The 24823-nt window shown below is 70.5% G+C and carries 1 protein-coding gene; it reads left to right on the forward strand.

What is annotated here, in order from left to right; all coding sequences use genetic code 11:
* Nucleotides 1-19 precede the first annotated feature (19 nt).
* Nucleotides 20-24811, forward strand: a complete 24792-nt coding sequence (locus M4V62_RS39485) for a type I polyketide synthase (RefSeq protein ID WP_249592005.1) — start codon at nt 20-22, stop codon at nt 24809-24811.
* Nucleotides 24812-24823 lie beyond the last annotated feature (12 nt).

Below are 24823 nucleotides of genomic sequence, written 5' to 3' on the forward strand. Positions count from 1 at the left end.
CCAGAGGGGTATCAAGCACATGTCGAACGACGACAAGGTCCTCGACTATCTGAAGCGCCTGACCGCGGACCTGCGGCAGACCAAGCAACGTCTCCGCGAGGTCGAGGAGAAGGACAGCGAGCCGATCGCGATCGTCGGCATGAGCTGCCGCTTCCCCGGCGGGGTCGCGTCGCCCGAGGACCTGTGGCGTCTTGTCGAGTCCGGTGCGGACGCGGTGGCCGGGTTCCCGGCCGACCGCGGCTGGGACCTGGAGTCGCTGTACGACGAGGACCCCGACCACACGGGCACCACCTACGCCCGTGAAGGCGGATTCCTGTACGGCGCGACGGAGTTCGACCCCGGCTTCTTCGGGATCTCGCCGCGTGAGGCCGCGGCGATGGACCCGCAGCAGCGACTGCTCCTCGAAACCTCCTGGGAGGCCTTCGAGCGGGCGGGCATCGACCCCAACTCGCTGCGGGGCAGCAGGTCGGGCGTGTTCGTCGGCACCAACGGCCAGGACTACGCGGCGCTGCTGATGGCCGCGCAGGAGGAAGTCGAGGGCTACGCGGGCACGGGCATCTCGGCGAGCGTCATCTCCGGCCGCCTTTCGTACACCTTCGGTCTCGAGGGCCCGGCGCTGACGGTCGACACGGCGTGCTCGTCGTCGCTGGTCGCCCTGCACCTCGCGGTACAGGCATTACACAAGGGCGAGTGCGAGCTCGCGCTGGTCGGCGGTGTGACGGTGATGTCGACGCCGGGCTCCTTCATCGAGTTCAGCCGCCAGCGCGGCCTCGCCCCGGACGGCCGTGTCAAGGCGTTCGCCGACGCCGCAGACGGCACCGGCTGGGGTGAGGGCGTCGGCATGCTGCTCGTCGAGCGCCTTTCGGATGCCCGACGCAACGGCCACCAGGTGCTCGCGGTGGTCCGTGGCTCCGCGGTCAACCAGGACGGCGCGTCGAACGGCCTGACCGCCCCGAACGGCCCCTCGCAGCAGCGCGTGATCCGCCAGGCGCTGGCGAGCGCGGGCCTGACCCCGGCCGATGTGGACGCGATGGAGGCGCACGGTACGGGCACGAAGCTGGGCGACCCGATCGAGGCGCAGGCGCTCCTCGCGACGTACGGCCAGGACCGCCCCGCCGACCGGCCGCTGTGGCTCGGTTCGGTGAAGTCCAACATCGGCCACACGCAAGCCGCAGCGGGTGTGGCGGGCGTGATCAAGATGGTCATGTCGATGCGGCACGGCGTGCTGCCGAAGACGCTGCACGTGGACGAGCCGTCGTCGCACGTGGACTGGTCCGCGGGCGCGGTGGAACTCCTGACGGAGACCCGGTCGTGGCCGGAGACGGGCCAGCCGTGGCGGGCGGGTGTGTCGTCGTTCGGCGTGAGCGGCACGAACGCGCACACCATCATCGAGCAGGCCCCGGAAGCTGAGCAGGCCCCGGAAGCCGAGCAGTCCTCGGGAGCCGAGGAGTCGACTCCCGCTCGGGCGTCCATGCCGGTCGAACTGGCGCCTTGGGTGCTGTCGGCGCGGAATGCCGATGCGTTGCGGGAGCAGGCGGCGCGGCTGCTCTCGGGTGTGCTCGGCCTGGACCCTGTGGATGTCGGCTACTCCCTCGCGACGACGCGGGCATCGCTGGAGCAGCGCGCGGTCGTCGTCGCGGACGACGCGGAGACCCGGCTGACCGCCCTGACCGCGTTGGCCGAGGGCAAGCAGGCGGCGGGAGTGGTGACGGGTTCCGTCGCCGGCGGCCTGCTGGGTTTCCTGTTCTCGGGTCAGGGATCGCAGCGGCTCGGTATGGGTCGTGAGTTGTCCGTCCGTTTCCCGGTGTTCGCCGAGGCTCTGGATGCTGTGCTTGCGGAGTTCGGGCCTGAGGTCCGTGAGGTGTTGTTCGGTGAGGATGCCGATGCGCTGAATGAGACGGGGGTGACGCAGCCTGCGCTGTTCGCGGTCGAGGTGGCGTTGTTCCGGCTGCTGGAGTCGTGGGGTGTGCGGCCGGATGTGCTGGCGGGACATTCGATCGGTGAGTTGGCTGCGGCTCATGTGTCGGGTGTGTGGTCGCTGGCGGACGCGGTCAAGGTGGTGTCGGCGCGTGGTGCGTTGATGCAGGCGCTGCCGTCTGGTGGCGCGATGGTCGCGATCCAGGCCTCTGAGGCCGAAGTTGGGTCGGATCTGCCGGAGACGGTAGGTGTCGCTGCGGTCAACGGGCCGTCTTCGGTGGTGATTTCGGGTGTGGCCGCTGATGTGGAGGTGGTGGCTGAGCGTTGGCGTGAGGCGGGCCGCAAGGTGTCCCGGCTGAAGGTCAGTCATGCGTTCCACTCGCCGTTGATGGACCCGATGCTGGATGAGTTCCGCCAGGTTCTGGAGGGTGTGTCGTACGAGGCGCCCGCCATCCCGGTGGTGTCGACGCTGACGGGCCGGTTGGCGACTGCCGAGGAGCTGACCTCGGCGGAGTACTGGGTGCGGCACGTACGTGAGTCGGTGCGGTTCGCCGATGCCATCGGGGCTCTGGTTGCCGAGGGTGTGAGTACGTTCGTCGAGGTCGGCCCGGGTGGCACGCTGTCGGCGCTGGGGCAGGAGACCGCGCCTGACGCCGGGTTCGTGCCGGTGCTGCGGAACGACCGCCCGGAGCAGACGGCACTGACCTCCGCGATCGCGGAAGCTCACGTACGGGGCGTTCGCGTCGACTGGGCCGCCTACTTCGCGGGCAGCGGGGCTCAGCGCGTCGATCTGCCGACGTACGCGTTCCAGCGCGAGCGCTTCTGGCTGGACGTGCTGCCCACGGTCGGCGATGTCGCGGCGGCCGGACTGGGTTCGGCGGACCATCCGTTGCTGGGTGCCGCTGTCACGGTGGGTGGCACGGACGGTGTGTTGCTGACCGGTCGGTTGTCGGTTCAGTCGCATCCGTGGCTGGCTGATTATGTGGTGCAGGGTTCGGTGTTGTTGCCGGGTGCTGCGTTTGTCGAGCTGGCGGTGCGTGCGGGGGATCAGGTCGGGTGCGATCTGGTCGAGGAATTGAGGCTGGAGGCGCCGCTCGTTCTGCCCGAGCGGGGTTCGGTGCGGGTGCAGGTGTGGGTCGGTGCGGCGGACGAGTCGGGGCGACGTGAGCTGAGCTTCCACTCCAGCGCTGGTGACGCTGACGACGGTCATGCGTGGACCAGGCATGCCACGGGTGTGCTGGGGACAGGCAGCCGTTCCGGTGGGGTTGCGCTGGTGGAGTGGCCGCCGGCGGGTGCTGAGGTCATGGACCTGGAGGGGTTCTACGGCGATTTGGCGGAGCTGGGCTTGGGTTATGGCCCGGTGTTCCAGGGGTTGCGGTCGGCCTGGCGCAAGGGCGATGAGGTGTTCGCCGAGGTTGCGTTGCCGGAGGGTGTGAAGGCTGAGGGGTTCGGTCTGCACCCGGCGTTGTTGGACGCGGCGTTGCACACGGTTGGCCTGACCGACGGTGATGTCGATGGCTTGCCGTTCTCGTGGTCGGGTGTGCGGCTGCATGCCTCGGGCGCGACTGCTCTGCGCGTGCGGGTGACGCCTGCGGGGTCCGACGGAGTGTCGTTGGCCGTGGCGGACGGGGCGGGTGCCCCGGTCGCGAGCGTGGACGCGTTGGTGCTGCGTCCGGTGTCACTGGAAGAGTTCGCCGGTGACGGCCATGACGATGCGCTGTTCGGTGTCGACTGGGTGTCGGTTCCCCTGGTCGAGAACGATGTTCCGTCGGTCGAGTGGACCGACCTGGAGGCGCTGGCTGGGGCGGTGGAGCTGCCTGACTTCGTTGTTCTGCCGTGCCCGGGCACTTCCGGGTCCGACCCGGTGGCCGGTGCGCATGGGGTGGCGCACTGGGCGCTGAGCGCGGTCCAGTCGTGGCTCAGTGACGGGCGGTTCGGTGCGTCGCGTCTGGTCATCGTGACCCGTGGTGCGATTGCCGCAACGGCCGATGACGACGTACGAGATGTTGCGCAGGCGGCGGTGTGGGGTCTGGTGCGGTCCGCTCAGTCGGAGAACCCGGACCGGATCGTGCTGGTCGACCTGGACGACGAGTCGGCCTCGCTCGACGTACTGCCGTCTGCGCTGGCCACGGGCGAGCCGCAGTTGGCGCTGCGTTCGGGTGCTGTCAGTGCGCCGCGCCTGGCGAGGGTGCGGCAGTCCGTGGTCGACGACCTGGGCTTTGGTGCCGGTGCGGTGCTGATCACTGGCGCGACGGGCACGCTGGGTGGTCTCGTGGCCCGGCACCTGGTCGCCGAGCGGGGCGTGCGCAACCTGCTGCTGGTGAGCCGACGCGGTGCTGCGGCTGAGGGTGCCGAGGAACTGCGTGGCGAACTCACCGCGCTGGGCGCCGAGGTGGCGTTCGCGGCGTGTGACGTCGCGGATCGGGATGCGGTGGCAGCGCTGCTGGCCGAGCACGAGGTCTCCGCCGTGGTGCATACGGCGGGTGTGCTGGACGACGGCACGATCGGCTCGCTGACCGCCGAGCGGATCGACGGCGTGTTCCGGCCCAAGGTCGACGCGGCCTGGCATCTGCACGAGCTGACGCGGGACTTGGACCTTTCGGCGTTCGTGCTGTTCTCGTCCGCCGCCGGTGTGTTCGGTGGCGCGGGGCAGGGCAACTACGCGGCGGCCAACGCGTTCCTGGACGCGCTCGCCCAACACCGTCGGGTGGCCGGGCTGTCCGCCACATCGTTGGCGTGGGGCTTGTGGGCTGATGCGGATGGCATGGCCGGCAGCCTCGATGAGTCTGATGTGCGGCGGATCACCAGTGGCGGCGCGATCCCGATCGGCGCGGCTGAGGGCTTGGCGTTGTTTGACGCAGCGGGTTCCACGGGGCGTGCCGCGCTGGTGCCGATCCCTCTCGACCTGCCGGTGTTGCGTCGGCAGGCGCGTTCCCAGCCCGTGCCGCACATCATGCGCGGCCTGGTGCGGGGCAGTGCACGTAGGGCTGTTGAGTCCGGCCTGGCGGTTGCCGGGTCTGCGTTGGCGCAGTCGCTGGCGGTGCTGCCCGCCGCGGAGCGGGAGAAGGTGCTGCTTGACCTCGTGGTCGGGCACGTGGCGATGGTGCTCGGTCACAGTTCGGCGCAGGCCGTCGCGCCTGAGCGTGCGTTCAAGGAGCTGGGCTTTGATTCGCTGAGCTCTGTCGAGCTGCGTAACCGGTTGAACGCGGCGACCGAGTTGGCGTTGCCGGCCACGCTGGTCTTCGACTATCCGACTCCGGCCGCGCTCGCGGCGCATCTCGGCGCCGAGTTGCTGGGCGGTGTGGTCGATGTCGTCACCAACGAGCCCGTTGCGATGGTGGCCGACGAGCCGATCGTGATCGTCGGCATGAGCTGCCGCTTCCCCGGCGGTGTCGAGTCGCCGGAGGACCTGTGGCGCTTGGTGGCCGGGGGAGGGGACGCGGTGTCGCAGTTCCCGACGGACCGCGGCTGGGACATCGACTCGCTCTATGACCCCGACCCCGAGCAGTCGGGCACCACGTACAGCCGCATGGGCGCCTTCCTGGATGGCATGGCCGACTTCGACCCGGCGTTCTTCGGGATCTCGCCGCGTGAGGCCGCGGCGATGGACCCGCAGCAGCGACTGCTGCTCGAAACCTCCTGGGAGGCGTTCGAGCGGGCGGGCATCGACCCGAACTCGCTGCGCGGCGGCCGTTCCGGTGTCTTCGTGGGCACCAACGGCCAGGACTACGCGGCGCTGCTGATGGCCGCGCAGAAGGAAGTCGAGGGTTACGCGGGCACCGGTATCTCGGCGAGCGTCATCTCCGGCCGCCTGTCGTACACGTACGGCTTTGAGGGCCCTGCGGTGACGGTGGACACGGCGTGCTCGTCATCGTTGGTGGCGCTGCACTTGGCGGTCAACGCGCTGCACAAGGGCGAGTGTGAACTGGCGCTGGTCGGTGGCGTGTCGGTGATGTCGACGCCGGGCTCCTTCATCGAGTTCAGCCGTCAGCGCGGGCTGTCCGTGGACGGCCGGGTCAAGGCGTTCGCCGATGCCGCCGATGGCACTGGCTGGGGTGAGGGTGTCGGCATGCTGCTCGTGGAGCGGCTTTCGGATGCCCGACGCAATGGCCACCAGGTGCTGGCCGTCGTGCGGGGCTCGGCGGTGAACCAGGACGGTGCGTCGAACGGCCTGACCGCGCCGAACGGCCCGTCGCAGCAGCGCGTCATCCGGCAGGCACTCGCGAGTGCGGGTCTGGAGTCGGCCGACGTGGATGCCATGGAGGCGCACGGCACCGGCACCACGCTCGGTGACCCGATCGAGGCCCAGGCGCTCCTCGCGACTTACGGGCAGGACCGCACTGCCGACCGGCCGTTGTGGCTGGGGTCGGTGAAGTCGAACATCGGTCACACGCAGGCGGCTGCCGGTGTGGCGGGTGTGATCAAGATGGTCATGGCTATGCAGCACGGGGTGCTGCCGCAGACGTTGCATGTGGATGAGCCGACCTCGCAGGTCGACTGGTCGGCCGGTGACGTCGAGCTCCTCACCGAGTCCCGCCCCTGGCCGGAGACCGACCGGCCGCGCCGGTTCGGTGTGTCGTCGTTCGGCTTCAGCGGCACGAACGCGCACACCATCATCGAGCAGGCCCCGACGGTCGAGGAGTCGACTCCGGCTGTTGCTTCTGTGCCGGTCGGCCTGGTGCCGTGGGTGCTGTCGGCAAGGAGTGCCGAGGCGCTGCGGCAGCAGGCGGCACGGCTGGTCTCGGGCACGGTTGACCTGGACCCTGCGGATGTCGGCTACTCCCTCGCGACGACGCGGGCATCGCTGGAGCAGCGCGCGGTCGTCATTGCTGACGACGCGGAGACCCGGCTGAGCGCTCTTACCGCGTTGGCCGAGGGCAGGCAGGCGGGGGGAGTGGTGACGGGTTCCGCTGTCACCGGCCTGCTGGGTTTCCTGTTCTCGGGGCAGGGGTCGCAGCGGCTCGGTATGGGTCGTGAACTGGCCGTCCGTTTCCCGGTGTTCGCCGAGGCTCTGGACGCTGTGCTTGCGGAGTTCGAGCCGGAGGTACGCGAAGTCCTCTTCGGCGAGGATGCCGATGCGCTGAATGAGACGGGTGTGACGCAGCCCGCGCTGTTCGCGGTCGAGGTGGCGCTATTCAGGCTGTTGGAGTCGTGGGGTGTGCGGCCGGATGTGCTGGCGGGGCATTCGATCGGTGAGCTGGCTGCCGCGCATGTGGCTGGTGTGTGGTCGCTTGCTGATGCCGTGAAGGTGGTGTCGGCGCGTGGTGTGTTGATGCAGGCGCTGCCGTCCGGTGGTGCGATGGTGGCGATCCAGGCGTCCGAGGCCGAGGTCGCGTTGGATCTGCCGGGGACGGTGGGTATCGCTGCGGTCAACGGCCCGACCTCGGTGGTCATTTCCGGCGTCGCCGCCGACGTGGAGGCGGTTGCGGAGCGGTGGCGGTCCGAGGACCGGAAGGTGACGCGGCTCCGTGTCAGCCATGCGTTCCACTCGCCGTTGATGGACCCGATGCTGGATGACTTCCGCCGGGTGCTGGAAGGCGTGTCGTACGAGGCGCCCGCGATCCCGATCGTGTCCACGCTGACGGGTCGGTTGGCGACTGTCGAGGAGCTGACCTCGGCGGAGTACTGGGTGCGGCACGTGCGTGGGGCCGTTCGGTTCCATGACGCGGTTGTGGCGTTGCGTGAGCAGGGTGCGGAGGTGTTCGTCGAGGTCGGTCCGGGTGGGACGCTGTCCGCTCTGGGTCTCGGGAGTGCGCCCGACGCGGTGTTCCTGCCCGCGTTGCGTGCGGACAGGACCGAGGAGACCGCGCTGGTCACCACGCTTGCCGCGCTGCACACGCGGGGCGTGACGGTCGACTGGGCTGTGTACTTCGCGGGCAGTGGTGCCCGGCGGGTGGATCTGCCGACGTACGCGTTCCAGCACCAGCGCTACTGGCTGGACGTAGCGCCCGAGGATCGCACCCAGGGGCTGTCGCCGGCGGAGACGCGGTTCTGGGAGGTCGTCGAAGACGGTGACCTCGCTGACGTCGCCCGTACGTTGGATGTGTCGTCGGATGCTCCGCTGAGTGCGGTGCTGCCGAGGCTTTCGGCTTGGCGCAAGGAGCAGTTGGGGCGCTCCACCGCCGATGGCTGGCGGTATCGGGTCGAGTGGCGGTCGGTGGCCGCAGGGAGTCGGCGACTGGACGGTGCCTGGCTGGTTGTCGCGCCGACTGGTGAGGAGTGCGCTGGGTGGGTCGGTGAGGCGCTGACCCGGAATGGCGCGGACGATGTGTACGTCCTGCATGTAGATGTGGATGCGGAAGTGGTCGACTGGGCCGAGCAGTTGGCCGGTCTGTCGGACCTGAACGGCGTGGTCTCCTTGCTGGGCCTTGCTGATGCGGGCGATTCGACTGTGCCTGCGGGTGTCGTGGCCACGGTGGGTCTGTTGCAGGCGCTCGGTGATGCGGACGTGTCCGCCCCGCTGTGGTGCCTGACGTCGGGTGCGGTGTCGGTGGGCGCGGACGATGTGGTTGCCGGGTTCGAGCAGTCGATGCTGTGGGGTCTGGGGAGGGTGGCCGCGCTGGAGCAGCCGGGCCGCTGGGGCGGGTTGGTCGACCTGCCCGAGGCGCAGGACGACGGGGCCGGTGATCTGCTGGCTGCCGTACTCGCCGGGACCAGTGGCGAGGATCAGGTCGCGCTGCGCAGTGGCGAGGTTCTGGGGCGCAGGCTGGTGCCCGCGCCGCTGGACAAGGCATCTGGGGCGGGCTGGTCGCCGCGTGGGACGGTCCTGGTCACAGGTGGTACCGGTGCGCTCGGTGCGCACGTTGCCAGGTGGCTGGTGGCGAAGGGTGCCGAGCACCTGCTGTTGACCAACAGGCGTGGACTGGACGCCGATGGTGCGCAGGAGCTGTGCGCGGAGCTGACCGAGTTGGGTGCCCGTGTCACGATCGCGGCCTGTGACGTCGCTGACCGAAACGCCTTGGCGGATGTGCTGGCGTCGGTTCCCGCCGAGTACCCGCTCACTGCGGTCGTGCATGCGGCGGGCATTGAGCGCTCGGCCGTTCTTGCCGACCTTGATCCGACTGATCTGGGTGGGTTCGCTGATGTGTTGTCGGCCAAGGTGAATGGTGCGCGGAACCTGCACGAGCTCCTGGGTGACCGGCAGTTGGACGCGTTCGTACTGTTCTCGTCCATTGCTGGTGTGTGGGGCAGTGGTGGTCAGGCTGCGTATGCGGCCGCCAACGCCTACTTGGACTCTCTCGCCGACCACCGTAGGGCGGAGGGCCTGGCTGCTACGGCGGTTGCGTGGGGTCCGTGGGGTGGTGGCGGTATGGTCGCCGGCGCCGGTGGCGATGCGGCGGCGCAGTTGCGGCGCAGGGGTCTGCCGACCATGCCTCCTGCGGTGGCGATTGCCGGTCTGGCCATGGCATTGGAGCGCGGCGACGGGAACGTCGTCGTCGCTGATGTGGATTGGGAGCGGTTCGCGGGCACGTTCATGGCGCAGCGACCGAGCCCGTTGCTGGGTGAACTGCCTGCGGTGCGTGCGGCGTTCGAGGCGACATCGGCGGCTGACGGGATGTCTGAGCTGGCGCAGCGCCTGTCCGGTCTGGACGAGGTGGAGCAGGAGCGGCAGCTCACGGAGCTGGTGCGGTACGAGGCTGCCGCGGTGCTCGGCCATGTCTCGGGCGACGCGTTCTCGGCGTCTCGTGCGTTCAGGGAGTTGGGCTTTGACTCGCTGACGGCGGTGGAGTTGCGTGCCCGGCTGAGTGAGGCCACGGGTGTGGCGTTGCCTGCGACGCTGGTCTACGACTACCCGAACGCGGCGGTGCTTGCCGCGTATCTGCGGACCGAACTGTCCGGCGTGGACGTCGTCGCCCCCTCCGCTCCGACCGCAGTCTCTGGTGTGCTCGATGAGCCGGTCGCGATCGTGGCGATGGCCTGCCGGTATCCCGGTGGTGTGTCGAGCCCGGAGGACCTGTGGCAGGTGTTGCTGTCCGGTGGGGACGCGGTGTCGGAGTTCCCGACGGACCGTGGTTGGGACTTGGAGGCGTTGTACGACCCCGACCCGGATGGGGTGGGAACGTCATACTCGCGTTCGGGTGCCTTCCTGTCAGACGTAGGCGGGTTCGACGCGGACTTCTTCGGGATCTCGCCGCGCGAGGCCCTTGCCATGGACCCGCAGCAGCGACTGCTCCTTGAGACCTCGTGGGAGGCGTTCGAGAGGGCCGGGGTCGACCCGGCGTCGCTGCGCGGTGAGCGCGTCGGCGTGTTCGTGGGCTCGAACGTGCAGGACTACGGGCTGGTGCTGGGCGGGGCCGCTGAGGATGTCGGCGGCTATGTGGCGACCGGCAACGCGGCCAGCGTGGCGTCGGGGCGCCTGTCGTACACGTTCGGCTTCGAGGGCCCGGCCGTCACGGTTGACACGGCGTGCTCGTCGTCGCTGGTGGCCCTGCACCTGGCGGTGCAGGCACTGCGGTCCGGCGAGTGCGAACTGGCCCTTGCGGGTGGCGTCACCGTGATGTCGACGCCGGGTGCGTTCGTCGAGTTCAGCCGTCAGCGTGGCCTTGCCGAGGACGGGCGGTGCAAGGCGTTCGCCGCCGGCGCCGATGGCACCGGCTGGGGCGAGGGCGTCGGCATGCTGTTCGTCGAACGGCTCTCGGACGCTCAGCGCAACGGCCACCAGGTGCTGGCCGTTGTACGGGGCTCCGCGGTCAACCAGGACGGTGCGTCCAACGGCCTGACCGCCCCGAACGGCCCGTCGCAGCAGCGCGTGATCCGCCAGGCGCTCGCCAGTGCGGGCCTGGCCCCTGCCGATGTGGATGTGGTCGAGGCGCACGGCACCGGTACGAAGCTGGGCGACCCAATCGAGGCCCAGGCCCTCCTTGCCACCTACGGCCAGGACCGCAGCGGTGAGCCGCTGTTGCTGGGTTCGGTGAAGTCGAACATCGGTCACACTCAGGCTGCGGCCGGTGTGGCGGGCGTGATCAAGATGGTCATGGCCATGCGGCACGGCGTACTGCCGAAGACGCTGCACGTGGACGAGCCGTCGCCCCATGTCGACTGGTCCGCGGGCGCCGTGGAACTCCTTGCGGAGGCGCGCCCCTGGCCGGAGACCGGTCAGCCGTTGCGCGCCGGTGTGTCGTCGTTCGGGTTCAGCGGTACCAATGCGCACACCATCATCGAGCAGGCCCCCGCCGTCGAGCAGCAGGAGCAGGAGGAAGCACCGGAGCCGGTATGTGACGGCGTGGTGCCGTGGGTGCTTTCGGCGGGCGACGAGGGCGCGTTGCGTGGCCAGGCCGAGCGGCTGCTGTCCGTGGTGGACGACCACGCGCTCGCTGATGTCGGCTTCTCGCTCGCCACGACGCGGTCGGCGTTGGACCACCGTGCGGTGGTCGTGGCCGCTGACCGGTCCGAGTTCCTGGCCGCTTTGGCGGCCTTGGCCGAGGGCCGGGCGACCGGTGCGGTGGTCACGGGTGTCGCTGATGAGCCTGGCCGAGTGGGTTTCCTGTTCTCGGGGCAGGGTTCGCAGCGGCTCGGTATGGGTCGTGAGTTGTCCGTCCGTTTCCCGGTGTTCGCCGAGGCTCTGGATGCGGTGCTTGCGGAGTTTGGGCCTGAGGTCCGTGAGGTGTTGTTCGGTGAGGATGCCGATGCGCTGAATGAGACGGGGGTGACGCAGCCTGCGTTGTTCGCGGTCGAGGTGGCGTTGTTCCGGCTGTTGGAGTCGTGGGGTGTGCGGCCGGATGTGCTGGCCGGGCATTCGATCGGTGAGCTGGCTGCGGCTCATGTGGCTGGTGTGTGGTCGCTGGAGGACGCGGTCAAGGTGGTGTCGGCGCGTGGTGCGTTGATGCAGGCGCTGCCGTCTGGTGGTGCGATGGTCGCGATCCAGGCGTCCGAGGCCGAGGTCGCGTCCGACCTGCCGGAGACTGTCGGTGTTGCCGCGGTCAACGGCCCTGCCTCGGTGGTCATTTCCGGTGTCGCTGCCGACGTCGAGGTTGTCGCCGAGCGGTGGCGTGAGGCGGGCCGGAAGGTGTCTCGCCTGAAGGTGAGCCACGCGTTCCACTCGCCGTTGATGGCCCCGATGCTTGACGACTTCCGCCGGGTGCTTGAGGGCGTGTCGTACGAGGCTCCCGCGATTCCGATCGTGTCGACGCTGACCGGAGTCCGCGTGACCGCCGAGGAGTTGGCGTCGGCGGAGTACTGGGTGCGGCATGTGCGTGAGTCGGTGCGGTTCGCCGATGCCGTCGGGGCTCTGGTTGCTGAGGGTGTGGGTACGTTCGTCGAGGTCGGCCCGGGTGGGACGCTGTCGGCGCTGGGCCGTGAGTCCGCGCCGGAGGCAACCTTCGTACCGGTGCTGCGTGGTGGCGACCGCCCGGAGGCAACCGCCGTTACGACGGCTGCAGGACAGCTGCACGTGTGCGGTGTACAGGTGGCGTGGGGAGCGTTCTTCGCCGGTCGCGGCGCACGCCGAATTGAACTGCCGACGTACCCGTTCCAGCGCGAGCGCTTCTGGCCCGATGTGCTGCCCGCGATCGGCAATGTCGCGGCGGCCGGGCTCGGTGCGGCGGAGCACCCGCTGCTTGGCGCGACCGTCACCCTTGGCGGCACAGATGGTGTGCTACTGACCGGCCGGTTGTCTGTCCAGTCCCACCCGTGGCTGGCTGATTACGTGGTCCAGGGTTCGGTTCTGCTTCCCGGTGCTGCGTTTGTCGAGCTGGCGGTGCGTGCCGGTGACCAGGTCGGGTGCGATCTGGTCGAGGAGTTGACTCTGGAGGCGCCGCTCGTTCTGCCCGAGCAGGGTTCGGTGCGGGTTCAGGTGTGGGTCGGCGCCGAGGATTCGTCGGGCAGGCGCGAGCTGAGTTTCCACTCCAGTGTGGGTGACGCTGACGACGGCCGTGCGTGGACCAGGCATGCCACGGGTGTGTTGTGTGAGGGTGGCCGTTCCGGTGGGGTTGCGCTGGTGGAGTGGCCGCCGGCGGGTGCGGAGGTCGTGGACCTGGAGGGGTTCTACGGCGATTTGGCGGAGCTGGGCTTGGGTTATGGCCCGGTGTTCCAGGGGTTGCGGTCGGCTTGGCGCAAGGGCGATGAGGTGTTTGCCGAGGTTGCGTTGCCGGAGGGTGTGAAGGCTGAGGGGTTCGGTCTCCATCCGGCTTTGTTGGACGCGGCGTTGCACACGGTTGGCTTGACCGACGGTGATGTCGATGGCTTGCCGTTCTCGTGGTCGGGTGTGCGGCTGCACGCGTCGGGTGCGACGGCGTTGCGGGTGCGGCTGTCGTCCACCGGCGCGGACGGAGTGGCGCTGACGGTCGCGGACGGCTCCGGCGCACCAGTAGCGACGATCGACTCGCTGGTACTGCGTCCGGTGTCGCTGGATCAGCTCGGCGGCGACGGCCAGGACGACACCCTGTTCGGTGTCGACTGGGTGTCGGTGCCCCTGGCCGGGGGCGATGTTTCGACGGTCGAGTGGACCGACCTGGAGGCGCTGACACAGGCGGCAGAGCTGCCTGACTTCGTTGTTCTGTCGTGCCCGGTCAGCTCCGGGTCCGACCCGGTGGCCGGTGCGCATGGGGCGGCGCACTGGGCACTGAACGCAGTCCAATTCTGGTTGGCAGACGGGCGGTTCGACGCGTCGCGTCTGGTCATCGTGACCCGTGGTGCGATTGCTGCCACGGCTGATGACGACGTACGAGATGTTGCTCAGGCTGCGGTGTGGGGTCTGGTGCGCTCCGCTCAGTCGGAGAACCCGGACCGGATCATGCTGGTCGACCTGGACGACGAGGCGGTCTCGCTCGATGTACTGCCGTCCGCGCTGGCCACGGGCGAGCCGCAGTTGGCGCTGCGGTCCGGCGACGTTCGCGTGCCCCGCCTGGCCAGGGTGCGCCAGTCCGCAACGGATGACCCCGGCTTCGGTACCGGTACCGTCCTGGTCACCGGCGCGACGGGCACTCTGGGTGGCCTTGTCGTCCGGCACCTGGTGGCCGAGCGAGGCGTGCGCAACCTGCTCCTGGTGAGCCGACGCGGCGCTGCGGCCGAGGGCGCCGAGGAACTGCGTGATGAACTCACCGCGCAGGGCGCCGAAGTGACGTACGCGGCATGCGACGTCGCCGACCGCGCAGCCCTCAAGGAACTGCTCGCTGACCACGACATATCCGCCGTGATCCACACCGCAGGCGTGCTGGACGACGGCATGATCGGCTCGCTGACCGCCGAGCGGATCGACGCCGTCTTCCGGCCCAAGGTCGACGCGGCCTGGTACCTGCACGAGTTGACCCGCGACCTGGACCTGTCCGCCTTCGTGCTGTTCTCCTCGGTGGCGGGCACCCTCGGTGGACCTGGCCAGGGCAACTACGCGGCCGCCAACACCTTCCTGGACGCGCTCGCCCAGCACCGCTGCGCGGACGGCCTCGCCGCGACCTCGCTCGCGTGGGGCCTGTGGGCCTCAGCCGACGGCATGGCAGGCAGCCTCGACGAAGCCGACGTACGACGGATGACCCGCAGTGGCGTGATCCCGATCGGCACGACCGAGGGCCTTGCGCTGTTCGACGCGGCGGGATCCACGGGCCGTGCCGCGCTGGTGCCGATCCCGCTCGACCTGACCGTGCTGCAGCGGCAGGCGCGTTCCCAGCCCGTGCCGCACCTCCTGCGCGGCCTGGTGCGGGGCAGCGCACGTAGGGCTGTTGAGTCCGGCCTCGTTGTCGCAGGGTCTGCGTTGGCGCAGTCGTTGACGGTGCTGCCTGTCGCGGAGCGGGAGAGGGTGCTGCTTGACCTCGTGCTCGGTCATGTGGCCGTGGTGCTCGGTCACAGTTCGGCGCAGGCCATCGCGCCTGAGCGTGCGTTCAAGGAGCTGGGCTTTGATTCGCTGAGCTCTGTCGAGCTGCGCAACCGGTTGAACGCGGCGACCGAGTTGGCGTTGCCGGCCACGCTGGTCTTCGACTATCCGACTCCGGCCGCGCTCGCGGCGCATCTCGGCGCCGAGTTGCTGGGTGGTGTGGTCGATGTCGTCACCAACGAGCCCGTTGCGATGGTGGCCGACGAGCCGATCGTGATCGTCGGCATGAGCTGCCGCTTCCCCGGTGGCGTCGAGTCGCCGGAAGACCTGTGGCGTCTCGTCGAGTCCGGTGCGGACGCGGTGGCCGGATTCCCCGCCGACCGCGGCTGGGACATCGACTCGCTCTACGACCCCGACCCCGAGCAGTCGGGCACCACGTACAGCCGCATGGGCGCCTTCCTGAACGACGTCGCGGACTTCGACCCGGCCTTCTTCGGGATCTCGCCCCGTGAAGCGCTGGCGATGGACCCGCAGCAACGACTGCTGCTCGAAACCTCCTGGGAGGCGTTCGAGCGGGCCGGAATCGACCCGAACTCGCTGCGCGGAAGCCGCTCCGGTGTCTTCGTGGGCACCAACGGCCAGGACTACGGGGCCTTGTTGATGGCCTCGCGCGAGAACGTGGATGGCTACGCGGGTACCGGCAATGCGGCAAGTGTCATCTCCGGCAGGCTGTCCTACACCTTCGGTCTCGAAGGCCCGGCGGTCACCGTGGACACGGCGTGCTCGTCGTCACTGGTCGCCCTGCACTGGGCGAGTCAGGCACTGCACAAGGGCGAGTGCGAGTTGGCACTGGTCGGCGGTGTGACGGTGATGTCGACGCCGGGTGCGTTCATCGAGTTCAGCCGTCAGCGCGGGCTGTCCGTGGACGGCCGCTGCAAGGCGTTCGCCGATGCCGCCGATGGCACTGGTTGGGGTGAGGGCGTCGGCATGCTGCTCGTGGAGCGGCTGTCGGATGCCCAGCGCAATGGCCACCAAATACTGGCCGTCGTGCGGGGCTCGGCCGTCAACCAGGACGGCGCATCCAACGGTCTGACCGCGCCGAACGGCCCGTCGCAGCAGCGCGTCATCCGCCAGGCACTCGCGAGTGCGGGTCTGGAGTCGGCCGACGTGGATGCCATGGAGGCGCACGGCACAGGCACCACACTCGGTGACCCGATCGAAGCCCAGGCGCTGCTTGCCACCTACGGCCAGGACCGCACCGCCGACCGACCCCTGTGGCTCGGTTCGGTGAAGTCCAACATCGGTCACACCCAGGCCGCCGCAGGCGTGGCGGGCGTGATCAAGATGGTCATGTCGATGCAGCACGGAGTACTTCCGCGCACCCTCCACGTGGATGAGCCGTCGTCGCATGTGGATTGGTCTGCGGGCGCCGTCGAGCTGTTGACCGAGGCACAGCCCTGGCCGGAGACGGGTCAGCCGTGGCGGGCGGGTGTGTCGTCGTTCGGTGTGAGTGGTACGAACGCGCATGTCATCGTCGAGCAGGCTCCTGTGGTCGCGCAGGCGGAGCAGGCGGAGGCACCGGAGCCGGTGGGCGATGCGGGCCTGGTGCCGTGGCTGCTGTCGGCCAAGAGCCCTGAGGCGCTGCGGGAGCAGGCGGCACGGCTCAAGTCCTTCGCGGACACGACTCCCGAGCTGAGTGTGGCGGACGTCGGCCGCGCGCTGGTGTCCTCGCGGGCGCTGCTTGAGCACCGTGCCGTGGTGATTGGCACCGACCGGTCCGAGTTCCTGGCTGCTCTTGCGGCTGTGTCCGAGGGGCAGCCGACCGGCGCCGCGCTCACGGGCGTGGCTGGCGAGCCCGGCCGACTGGCCTTCCTGTTCTCGGGTCAGGGTTCGCAGCGGCTCGGGATGGGTCGCGAACTGGCCTCCCGTTTCCCGGTGTTCGCCGACGCCCTGGACGCCGCGCTGTCGGAGTTCGACCCGCAGGTGCGCGAGGTCCTCTTCGGTGAGGACGTCGACGCCCTGAACGAGACCGGAGTGACGCAGCCCGCGCTGTTCGCGGTCGAGGTGGCGCTCTTCCGGCTCCTGGAGTCGTGGGGTGTTCGCCCCGACGTACTGGCGGGCCATTCGATCGGCGAGCTGGCCGCCGCGCACGTGGCCGGTGTGTGGTCCCTTGCTGACGCCGCCGCAGTGGTGTCGGCCCGTGCGGGGCTGATGCAGGCGCTGCCGTCCGGTGGCACGATGGTCGCGATCCAGGCCACCGAGGCCGAGGTCGCGTCCGACCTGCCGGGGACTGTTGGTGTCGCCGCGGTCAACGGCCCCAACTCGGTGGTCATTTCCGGTGTCACTGCCGACGTCGAGGTTGTCGCCGAGCGGTGGCGCGAGGCGGGCCGGAAGGTGACCGCCCTCCGCGTGAGTCACGCGTTCCACTCGCCGCTGATGGACCCCATGCTCGACGAGTTCCGCCGGGTGCTTGAGGGCGTGTCGTACGAGGCTCCCGCGATCCCGATCGTGTCGACGCTGACCGGAGTCCGTGCGACCGCCGAGGAGTTGGCGTCGCCGGAGTACTGGGTGCGGCACGTGCGCGAGTCGGTGCGGTTCGCCGACGCCGTGAGCACGCTCGTCGACGAGGGTGTGGGTACGTTCGTCGAGGTCGGCCCGGGTGGCACGCTGTCGGCGCTGGGCCGTGAGTCCGCGCAGGAGGCAACCTTCGTACCCGTACTGCGTGGCGACCGCCCGGAGGCGGCGGCCGCGACGACGGCCGCGGGACAGCTCCACGTGCGGGGCGTCCGAGTGGACTGGGAGGTGTTCTTCGCCGGTCGCAGTGCGCGGCGGGTGGACCTGCCGACGTACGCCTTCCAGCGCGAGCGCTACTGGCCCGATGTGCTGCCCGCGATGGGCGATGTCTCGGCAGTCGGGCTCGGTGCGGCGGAGCACCCGTTGCTTGGCGCGACCGTCACTCTCGGCGGCACGGACGGTGTGCTGCTGACCGGCCGGTTGTCGCTCCAGACCCACCCGTGGCTGGCCGACTCCCTCGTACAGGGTTCGGTACTGCTGCCTGGTGCCGCGTTTGTCGAACTGGCGGTGCGTGCGGGGGACGAGGTCGGGTGTGACCTGGTCGAGGAGCTGACGCTGGAGGCGCCGCTTGTTCTGCCGGAGCGCGGTTCGGTGCGGGTGCAGGTGTGGGTCGGCGCCGAGGATTCGTCGGGCCGGCGCGAGCTGAGTTTCCACTCCAGTGTGGGTGACACCGACGACGGCCGTGCGTGGACCCGGCACGCCACCGGCGTACTGCGCGAGGGCGGCCGCTCCGGCGGGGCTTCGCTGGCCGAGTGGCCGCCGGCGGGCGCGGAGGCCGTGGACCTGGACGGTCATTACGACCGCATGGCCGCGGGTGGCTTCGGCTACGGGCCGGTGTTCCAGGGGCTGCGGTCGGCCTGGCGCAAGGGTGACGAGATGTTCGTCGAGGTCGGGCTCCCGGACGGTGTGGGAGTGGACGGCTTCGGTCTGCACCCGGCGTTGCTGGACGCGGCGCTGCACGCGATCGGCCTGGCGGGTGGCGAAGGTGACTCCGGCGGCTTGCCGTTCTCGTGGTCGGGTGTGCGGCTGCACGCTTCGGGTGCGACGGCGTTGCGGGTGCGGCTGTCGCCCACCGGCGCGGACGGAGTGGCGCTGACGGTCGCGGACGGTTCCGGCGCACCGGTGGCCACGATCGACTCGCTCGTGCTGCGCCCCATGGCGGCGAAGCCGGCGCGGCAGAACGGGGAGTCGCTGTTCGGCGTCGACTGGGTGTCGGCTCCTTCGTCCGACGCTGACGTACCGACGATTGAGACGATTGAGTGGACCGACCTGCCGCTGCTGGCGGAGGCGGCGGAACTGCCCGACTTCATCGTTCTGCCGTGCCCGGGCACTTCCTCGTCGGACCCGGTCAACGGTGCGCACGAGGCGGCGCACTGGGCACTGCACGCAGTCCAATTCTGGTTGGCGGACGGGCGGTTCGACGCGTCGCGTCTGGTCATCGTGACCCATGGTGCGATTGCCGCAACGGCTGATGACGACGTACGAGATGTTGCGCAGGCGGCGGTGTGGGGTCTGGTGCGGTCGGCTCAGTCGGAGAACCCGGACCGGATCGTGCTGGTGGACTTGGACGACGAGTCGGCCTCGCTTGAGGCGCTGCCGTCTGCGCTGGCCACCGGTGAGCCGCAGTTGGCGCTGCGGTCCGGCGACGTTCGCGTGCCCCGCCTGGCCAGGGTGCGCCAGTCCGCAACGGATGGCCCCGGCTTCGGTACCGGTACCGTCCTGGTCACCGGTGCCACGGGCACGCTGGGTGGCTTCGTCGCCCGGCACCTGGTGGCCGAGCGAGGCGTGCGCAACCTGCTCCTGGTGAGCCGACGCGGCGCTGCCGCCGAGGGCGCCGAGGAACTGCGTGATGAACTCACCGCGCAGGGCGCCGAAGTGACGTACGCGGCATGCGACGTCGCCGACCGCGCAGCCCTCAAGGAACTGCTCGCCGACCACGACATATCCGCCGTGATCCACACCGCAGGCGCGCTGGACACCGCCACGATCGAATCGATGACCCCGGACCAGATCGACACGGTTTTCCGGTCCAAGGTCGACGCGGCCTGGCACCTGCACGAGTTGACCCGCGACCTCGACCTGTCCGCCTTCGTGCTGTTCTCCTCGGCGGCGGGCACCCTCGGCGACCCGGCCCAGGGCTGCAACGCGGCGGCCGGCACCTTCCTGGACGCGCTCGCCCAGCACCGCCGCGCCGCCGACCTGCCTGCCACATCCCTGGCCTGGGGCCTGTGGGCGGACGAGAACAGCACGACAGACAGCCTCGACGAGGTCGACGTACGACGGATCACCAGCGGCGGCGCGATGCCGATCGGCGCGAGCGAGGGCCTTGCGCTGTTCGATGCGGCGGGATCCACGGACCGTGCCGCGCTCGTGCCGATCCCCCTCGACCTGACCGTGCTGCAGCGGCAGGCGCGTTCCCAGCCCGTGCCGCACCTCCTGCGCGGCCTGGTGCGGGGCACCGCGCGCAGGACCGCCGATTCCGGGGCCGCCGCGTCCGCGTTGGCGCAGTCCCTTGCCGGGCTGACCGAGGCCGAGCGGGAGAAGGCGCTGCTTGACCTCGTGCTCGGCCATGTGGCCGTGGTGCTCGGTCACAGTTCGGCGCACGCCGTCGTACCCGATCGTGCGTTCAAGGAGCTCGGGTTCGACTCGCTGACCGCCGTCGAATTCCGCGACCGGCTCAACTCGGCCACCGAGCTGCGCCTGCCCGCCACGCTGGTCTTCGACTACCCGACCCCTGCCGCGCTCGTCGCGCACCTCGGCGCCGAACTCGCGGGCACCACGCCTGTCGCGGCGGCGCGCACCCGCACGACCGTCGCCGTGGCCGACGAGCCGGTCGCGATCGTCGGCATGAGCTGCCGCTACCCCGGCGGGGTCAACTCGCCCGAGGACCTGTGGCGACTCGTCCTCGACGGCGCCGACGCCATCAGCGAGTTCCCCGGAAACCGCGGTTGGGACCTGGACGCGATCTACCACCCGGACCCCGACCACGCGGGCACCACTTACACCCGCGAGGGCGGCTTCCTGCACGACGCCGATCTGTTCGACCCGACGTTCTTCGGGATCTCGCCCCGCGAGGCCCTCGCCATGGACCCGCAGCACCGGCTGCTCCTGGAGACCTCATGGGAGGCGTTCGAGCGGTCCGGCATCGACCCGAACTCGGTGCGGGGACGCGACATCGGCGTCTACGCCGGCACCAGCATCCAGGACTACGCGAACCTGCTGGCGGCGGGCGAGGAGAGCGTCGAGGGATACGTCGGTACGGGCAACGCGGCGAGCGTCACGTCCGGTCGGCTCTCCTACACGTTCGGCCTTGAGGGACCTGCGGTGACCGTCGACACGGCGTGCTCCTCGTCCCTGGTGGCCCTGCACCTGGCCGCGCAGGCGGTGCGGTCGGGCGAGTGCTCGATGGCGCTGGCCGGTGGCGTGGCGGTGATGACGACGCCGGGCGCGTTCATGGACTTCAGCCGCCAGCGCGGCCTTTCCGTGGACGGTCGGTGCAGGCCGTTCTCGTCGGACGCCGAAGGTACCGGCTGGGGCGAGGGCGTCGGCATGCTCGTACTGGAACGTCTTTCCGATGCCCGGCGGAACGGGCATCGCGTGCTTGCCGTCGTGCGGGGCACCGCGGTGAACCAGGACGGTGCGTCCAACGGCCTGACCGCTCCGAACGGTCCCTCGCAGCAGCGCGTCATCCGGCAGGCGCTGGCAAGCGCGGGCCTGGAGTCGGCCGACGTGGACGCGATGGAGGCGCACGGCACCGGCACGAAGCTGGGCGACCCGATCGAGGCGCAGGCGCTCCTTGCCACCTACGGCCAGGACCGGCCCGCCGAACAGCCGCTGTGGCTCGGGTCGCTGAAGTCCAACATCGGGCACACCCAGGGCGCGGCCGGAGTCGGCGGCGTCATCAAGATGGTCATGGCGATGCAGCACGGCGTGCTGCCGAAGACGCTGCACGTCGCCGAGCCGACCCCGCAGGTCGACTGGTCGGCCGGTGACATCGAGCTCCTCACCGAGGCCCGCCCCTGGCCGGAGACCGACCGGCCGCGCCGGTTCGGCGTGTCGTCGTTCGGGTTCAGCGGAACCAACGCACACGCCATCATCGAGCAGGCGCCGGCCACCCCGGTCGCCGTACCGAAGGCCGCACCGGACCCGTCCGTGCTGCCGCTGCTGGTATCGGCTCGGGGCGACGACGCGCTGCGTGCGCAGGGCGAACGGCTGCGTGCCCACCTCGTGGCGCACCCGGAGCTGAACCTGCTCGACGTCGCCACGACGCTCGCTCAGACGCGAGCCTCCCTCGACCACCGGGCGGTCGTCGTCGGGCAGGACCGCGACGGGCTGCTCGCGGCCCTCGGCGCGCTCGCCGAGGGGCGGACCGCGAACGGTCTCGTCTCCGGCGTCGCGGCGGGGCACCGGGCGGCGTTCCTGTTCTCCGGCCAGGGCGCACAGCGGCTCGGCATGGGACGCGAACTGTACGACCGCTTCCCGGTGTTCGCCGCCGCGCTCGACGAGGTCTGCGCCCACATCGATGCCCATATCGAGGCCAAGTCCGGCTCCGACGCCAAGTCCGGCTCCGCCGCGCCGCTGCGGGACCTGCTGTTCGGCGACGACGCCGAAGCGCTGAACCGGACCGCGGTGACGCAGCCCGCGCTGTTCGCGGTAGAGGTCGCGCTGTTCCGGCTCGTGGAGTCCTGGGGCATCCGCCCCGAGGTGCTGGCCGGGCACTCGATCGGCGAGCTGGCCGCGGCCCACGTGGCCGGTGTCTGGTCGCTGGCCGACGCCGCCGCCGTGGTGTCGAGCCGGGGTCGCCTCATGCAGGCGCTGCCCGAGGGCGGCGCGATGTTCGCGATCCAGGCGACCGAGGCCGAGATCCTGCCGGAGCTGACCGACACCGTGGGCATCGCAGCGGTGAACGGCCCGACCTCCGTGGTGGTTTCGGGTGTCGCCGCCGACGCCGAGGCCATCGCCGAGCGCTGGCGTGAGGCGGGCCGGAAGGTGTCTCGCCTGAAGGTCAGCCACGCGTTCCACTCACCGCTCATGGAGCCGATGCTCGACGACTTCCGCCGGGTCCTTGAAGAGGTGTCGTACGAGGCTCCGGCCATCCCGATCGTGTCCACGCTGACCGGCACGCGGGCGACCGTCGAAGAGCTGACGTCGCCGGAGTACTGGGTGCGGCACGTGCGCGAAGCGGTGCGGTTCGCCGACGCCGTCGGCACGCTGCGGGACCAGGGCGTGGACGCGTTCCTGGAGATCGGTCCCGGCGGGGTGCTCACCGCGCTCGGCCAGGAGACCGCGCCCGACGCCGCGTTCGTGCCCGCGCTGCGCGGCGACCGGTCCGAGGCGCTCGAACTGGCGACGGCCGCGGGCAGGCTGCACGTGCGCGGTGTCTCCGTCGACTGGACCGCCCTGACCGCCGGCGGCGCGCACATCGACCTGCCCACCTACGCTTTCCAGCGCCAGAGGTACTGGCCGACGCTGGCCCAGGCCCCATCGGGCGAGGTCTCCGGGGCCGTCGACGCACGGTTCTGGGCGGCTGTCGCCGAGGGCGACCTCGGCGAGCTCGCGGACGAGCTGGCCGTGTCCCTCGACGACCCGATCAGTGCGGTACTGCCCCGGCTCTCGTCGTGGCGGCAGGAACAGGCCGAGAACTCCGCGGTCGACGGTCTGCGCTACCGCGTGACCTGGCAGCCGGTGAACGAGCCCACCGCTGCGCTCACGGGCACCTGGCTCGTGGTCAGCCGGGACGGCGCCGGTGAGGAAGACGTCGCCGCCGCGCTGAGCAGGCACGGCGCGCAGGTCGTTTCCGTCCGGACCGGCGATGCGGTGGACCGCGAATCCCTCGCGGCCCGGATGGCGACCGAGGCCCGGACAGCGACCGGCGACCCCGTCGCGGGCATGCTCTCGCTGCTCGCGCTCGACCCCGAACTGCCGTCCGGCGGCCTGCACGCGACCCTCGCCCTCGTCCAGGCCCTCAGCGACATCGGCATCGCCGCCCCGCTGTGGTGCGCGACGCGGGGCGGTGTCGCCATCGGCGGCTCCGACGCACCCGCGGCACCCGACCAGGCGATGGTGTGGGGCTTCGGCCGCGTCGTCGCACTGGAACACCCCGAACGCTGGGGTGGCCTCGTCGACCTGCCCGGCACACTGGACGAGCGCAGCGGCGCACGCCTCGCGGGCGTCCTGTCCGGAACGCAGGGCGAGGACCAGGTCGCGCTCCGCGCCAGCGGGGTGTACGGCCGACGGCTCCAGCCGGTGACCTCGGCACGCCTCGGCGGCTGGGACCCCACCGGCACGGTCCTCGTCACCGGCGGCACCGGCTCGCTCGGCGGGCACGTCGCCAGGTGGCTGGTGGCGAAGGGCGCCGAGCATCTGCTCCTGACCAGCAGGCGCGGCCTGGAGGCCGACGGCGCGAAGGAACTGCACGCGGAGCTGACCGCCCTTGGCGCCCGTGTCACGATCGCGGCCTGCGATGTCGCCGACCGGGACGCGCTCGCGGCCCTGCTGGCATCGGTTCCCGCAGAGTTCCCGCTCACCGCGGTCGTCCACGCGGCGGGCACTCTGGACGACGGCGTACTGTCCTCGCTCACCCCGGAGCGGCTCGACGCCGTGCTGCGGCCGAAGGCCGGCGCCGCGGCCAACCTGGACGAGCTGACCCGCGACATGGACCTGTCGGCCTTCGTGATGTTCTCCTCGGTGTCGGGCACGTTCGGTGCCGCGGCCCAGGGCAACTACGCGCCTGCCAACGCCTTCCTCGACGCACTCGCGGAACAGCGGGTGGCCGCCGGCCTGCCCGCCACCGCGGTCGCGTGGGGACCCTGGGGCGGCGGCGGAATGGCCGACGGGCAGCTCGGCGAACAGCTGCGCCGCCGCGGCCTGGCCCCGCTGGAGCCCGAGCAGGCCGTCGCCGCGCTGGACCGGGCCGTCCGACAGGGCGATCCGACGGCGCTCGTGGCGGACGTCGACTGGGGTGTGTTCGCCCCGGCCTTCACATCGGTGCGGCCCAGCCCGCTGCTCCAGGAACTGCCCGGCGTGCACCGCGCCCAGGGCGCCGCCGATACGACGGCGCCGGTCGACATGGTGGCCAAGCTCACCGCGCTGTCCGGGCCGGAGCGCGAACGCGCCGTCCTCGACCTCGTGCGGGAGGCGGCGGCCGCCGTCCTCGGACACGAGGGAACCAAGCTGGTGGAACCCGGCCGGGCATTCCAGGAGTTGGGCTTCGACTCGCTCACCGCCGTCGAGTTCCGCAACCTCCTCAACGCCACCACCGGCCTGAGCCTGCCCGCGACGCTCGTCTTCGACTTCCCCACGCCGTCCGCGCTCGCCGCGCACGTGCTCGACGGGCTGCCGGGAGGCGGGGCGCCGACCATCGACACCGAACTGGACCGTCTGGAGTCCACGTTGTCCCTCCTCACACCGGACGACGAACAGAGCGCGGCCGTCGGAGACCGCCTCCGCGCCCTGCTGTCCAAGTGGGACGCAACGCACAACCGCACAGAACCCGCCGAGTCCGGAACGGACGCGCGTACCGCGTCGGCGGATGAGCTGCTCGCGCTGCTCGACGATCAACTTGGCAAGTCCTGAGCACGAGCCGCT

This window comes from Streptomyces durmitorensis (genome assembly GCF_023498005.1).
Lineage (GTDB): Bacteria > Actinomycetota > Actinomycetes > Streptomycetales > Streptomycetaceae > Streptomyces > Streptomyces durmitorensis.

What these genes read in the sequence shown, in the direction of transcription:
- M4V62_RS39485 (WP_249592005.1), top strand. Translation starts at nt 20, where the DNA reads ATGTCGAACGACGACAAGGTCCTCGACTATCTGAAGCGCCTGACCGCG.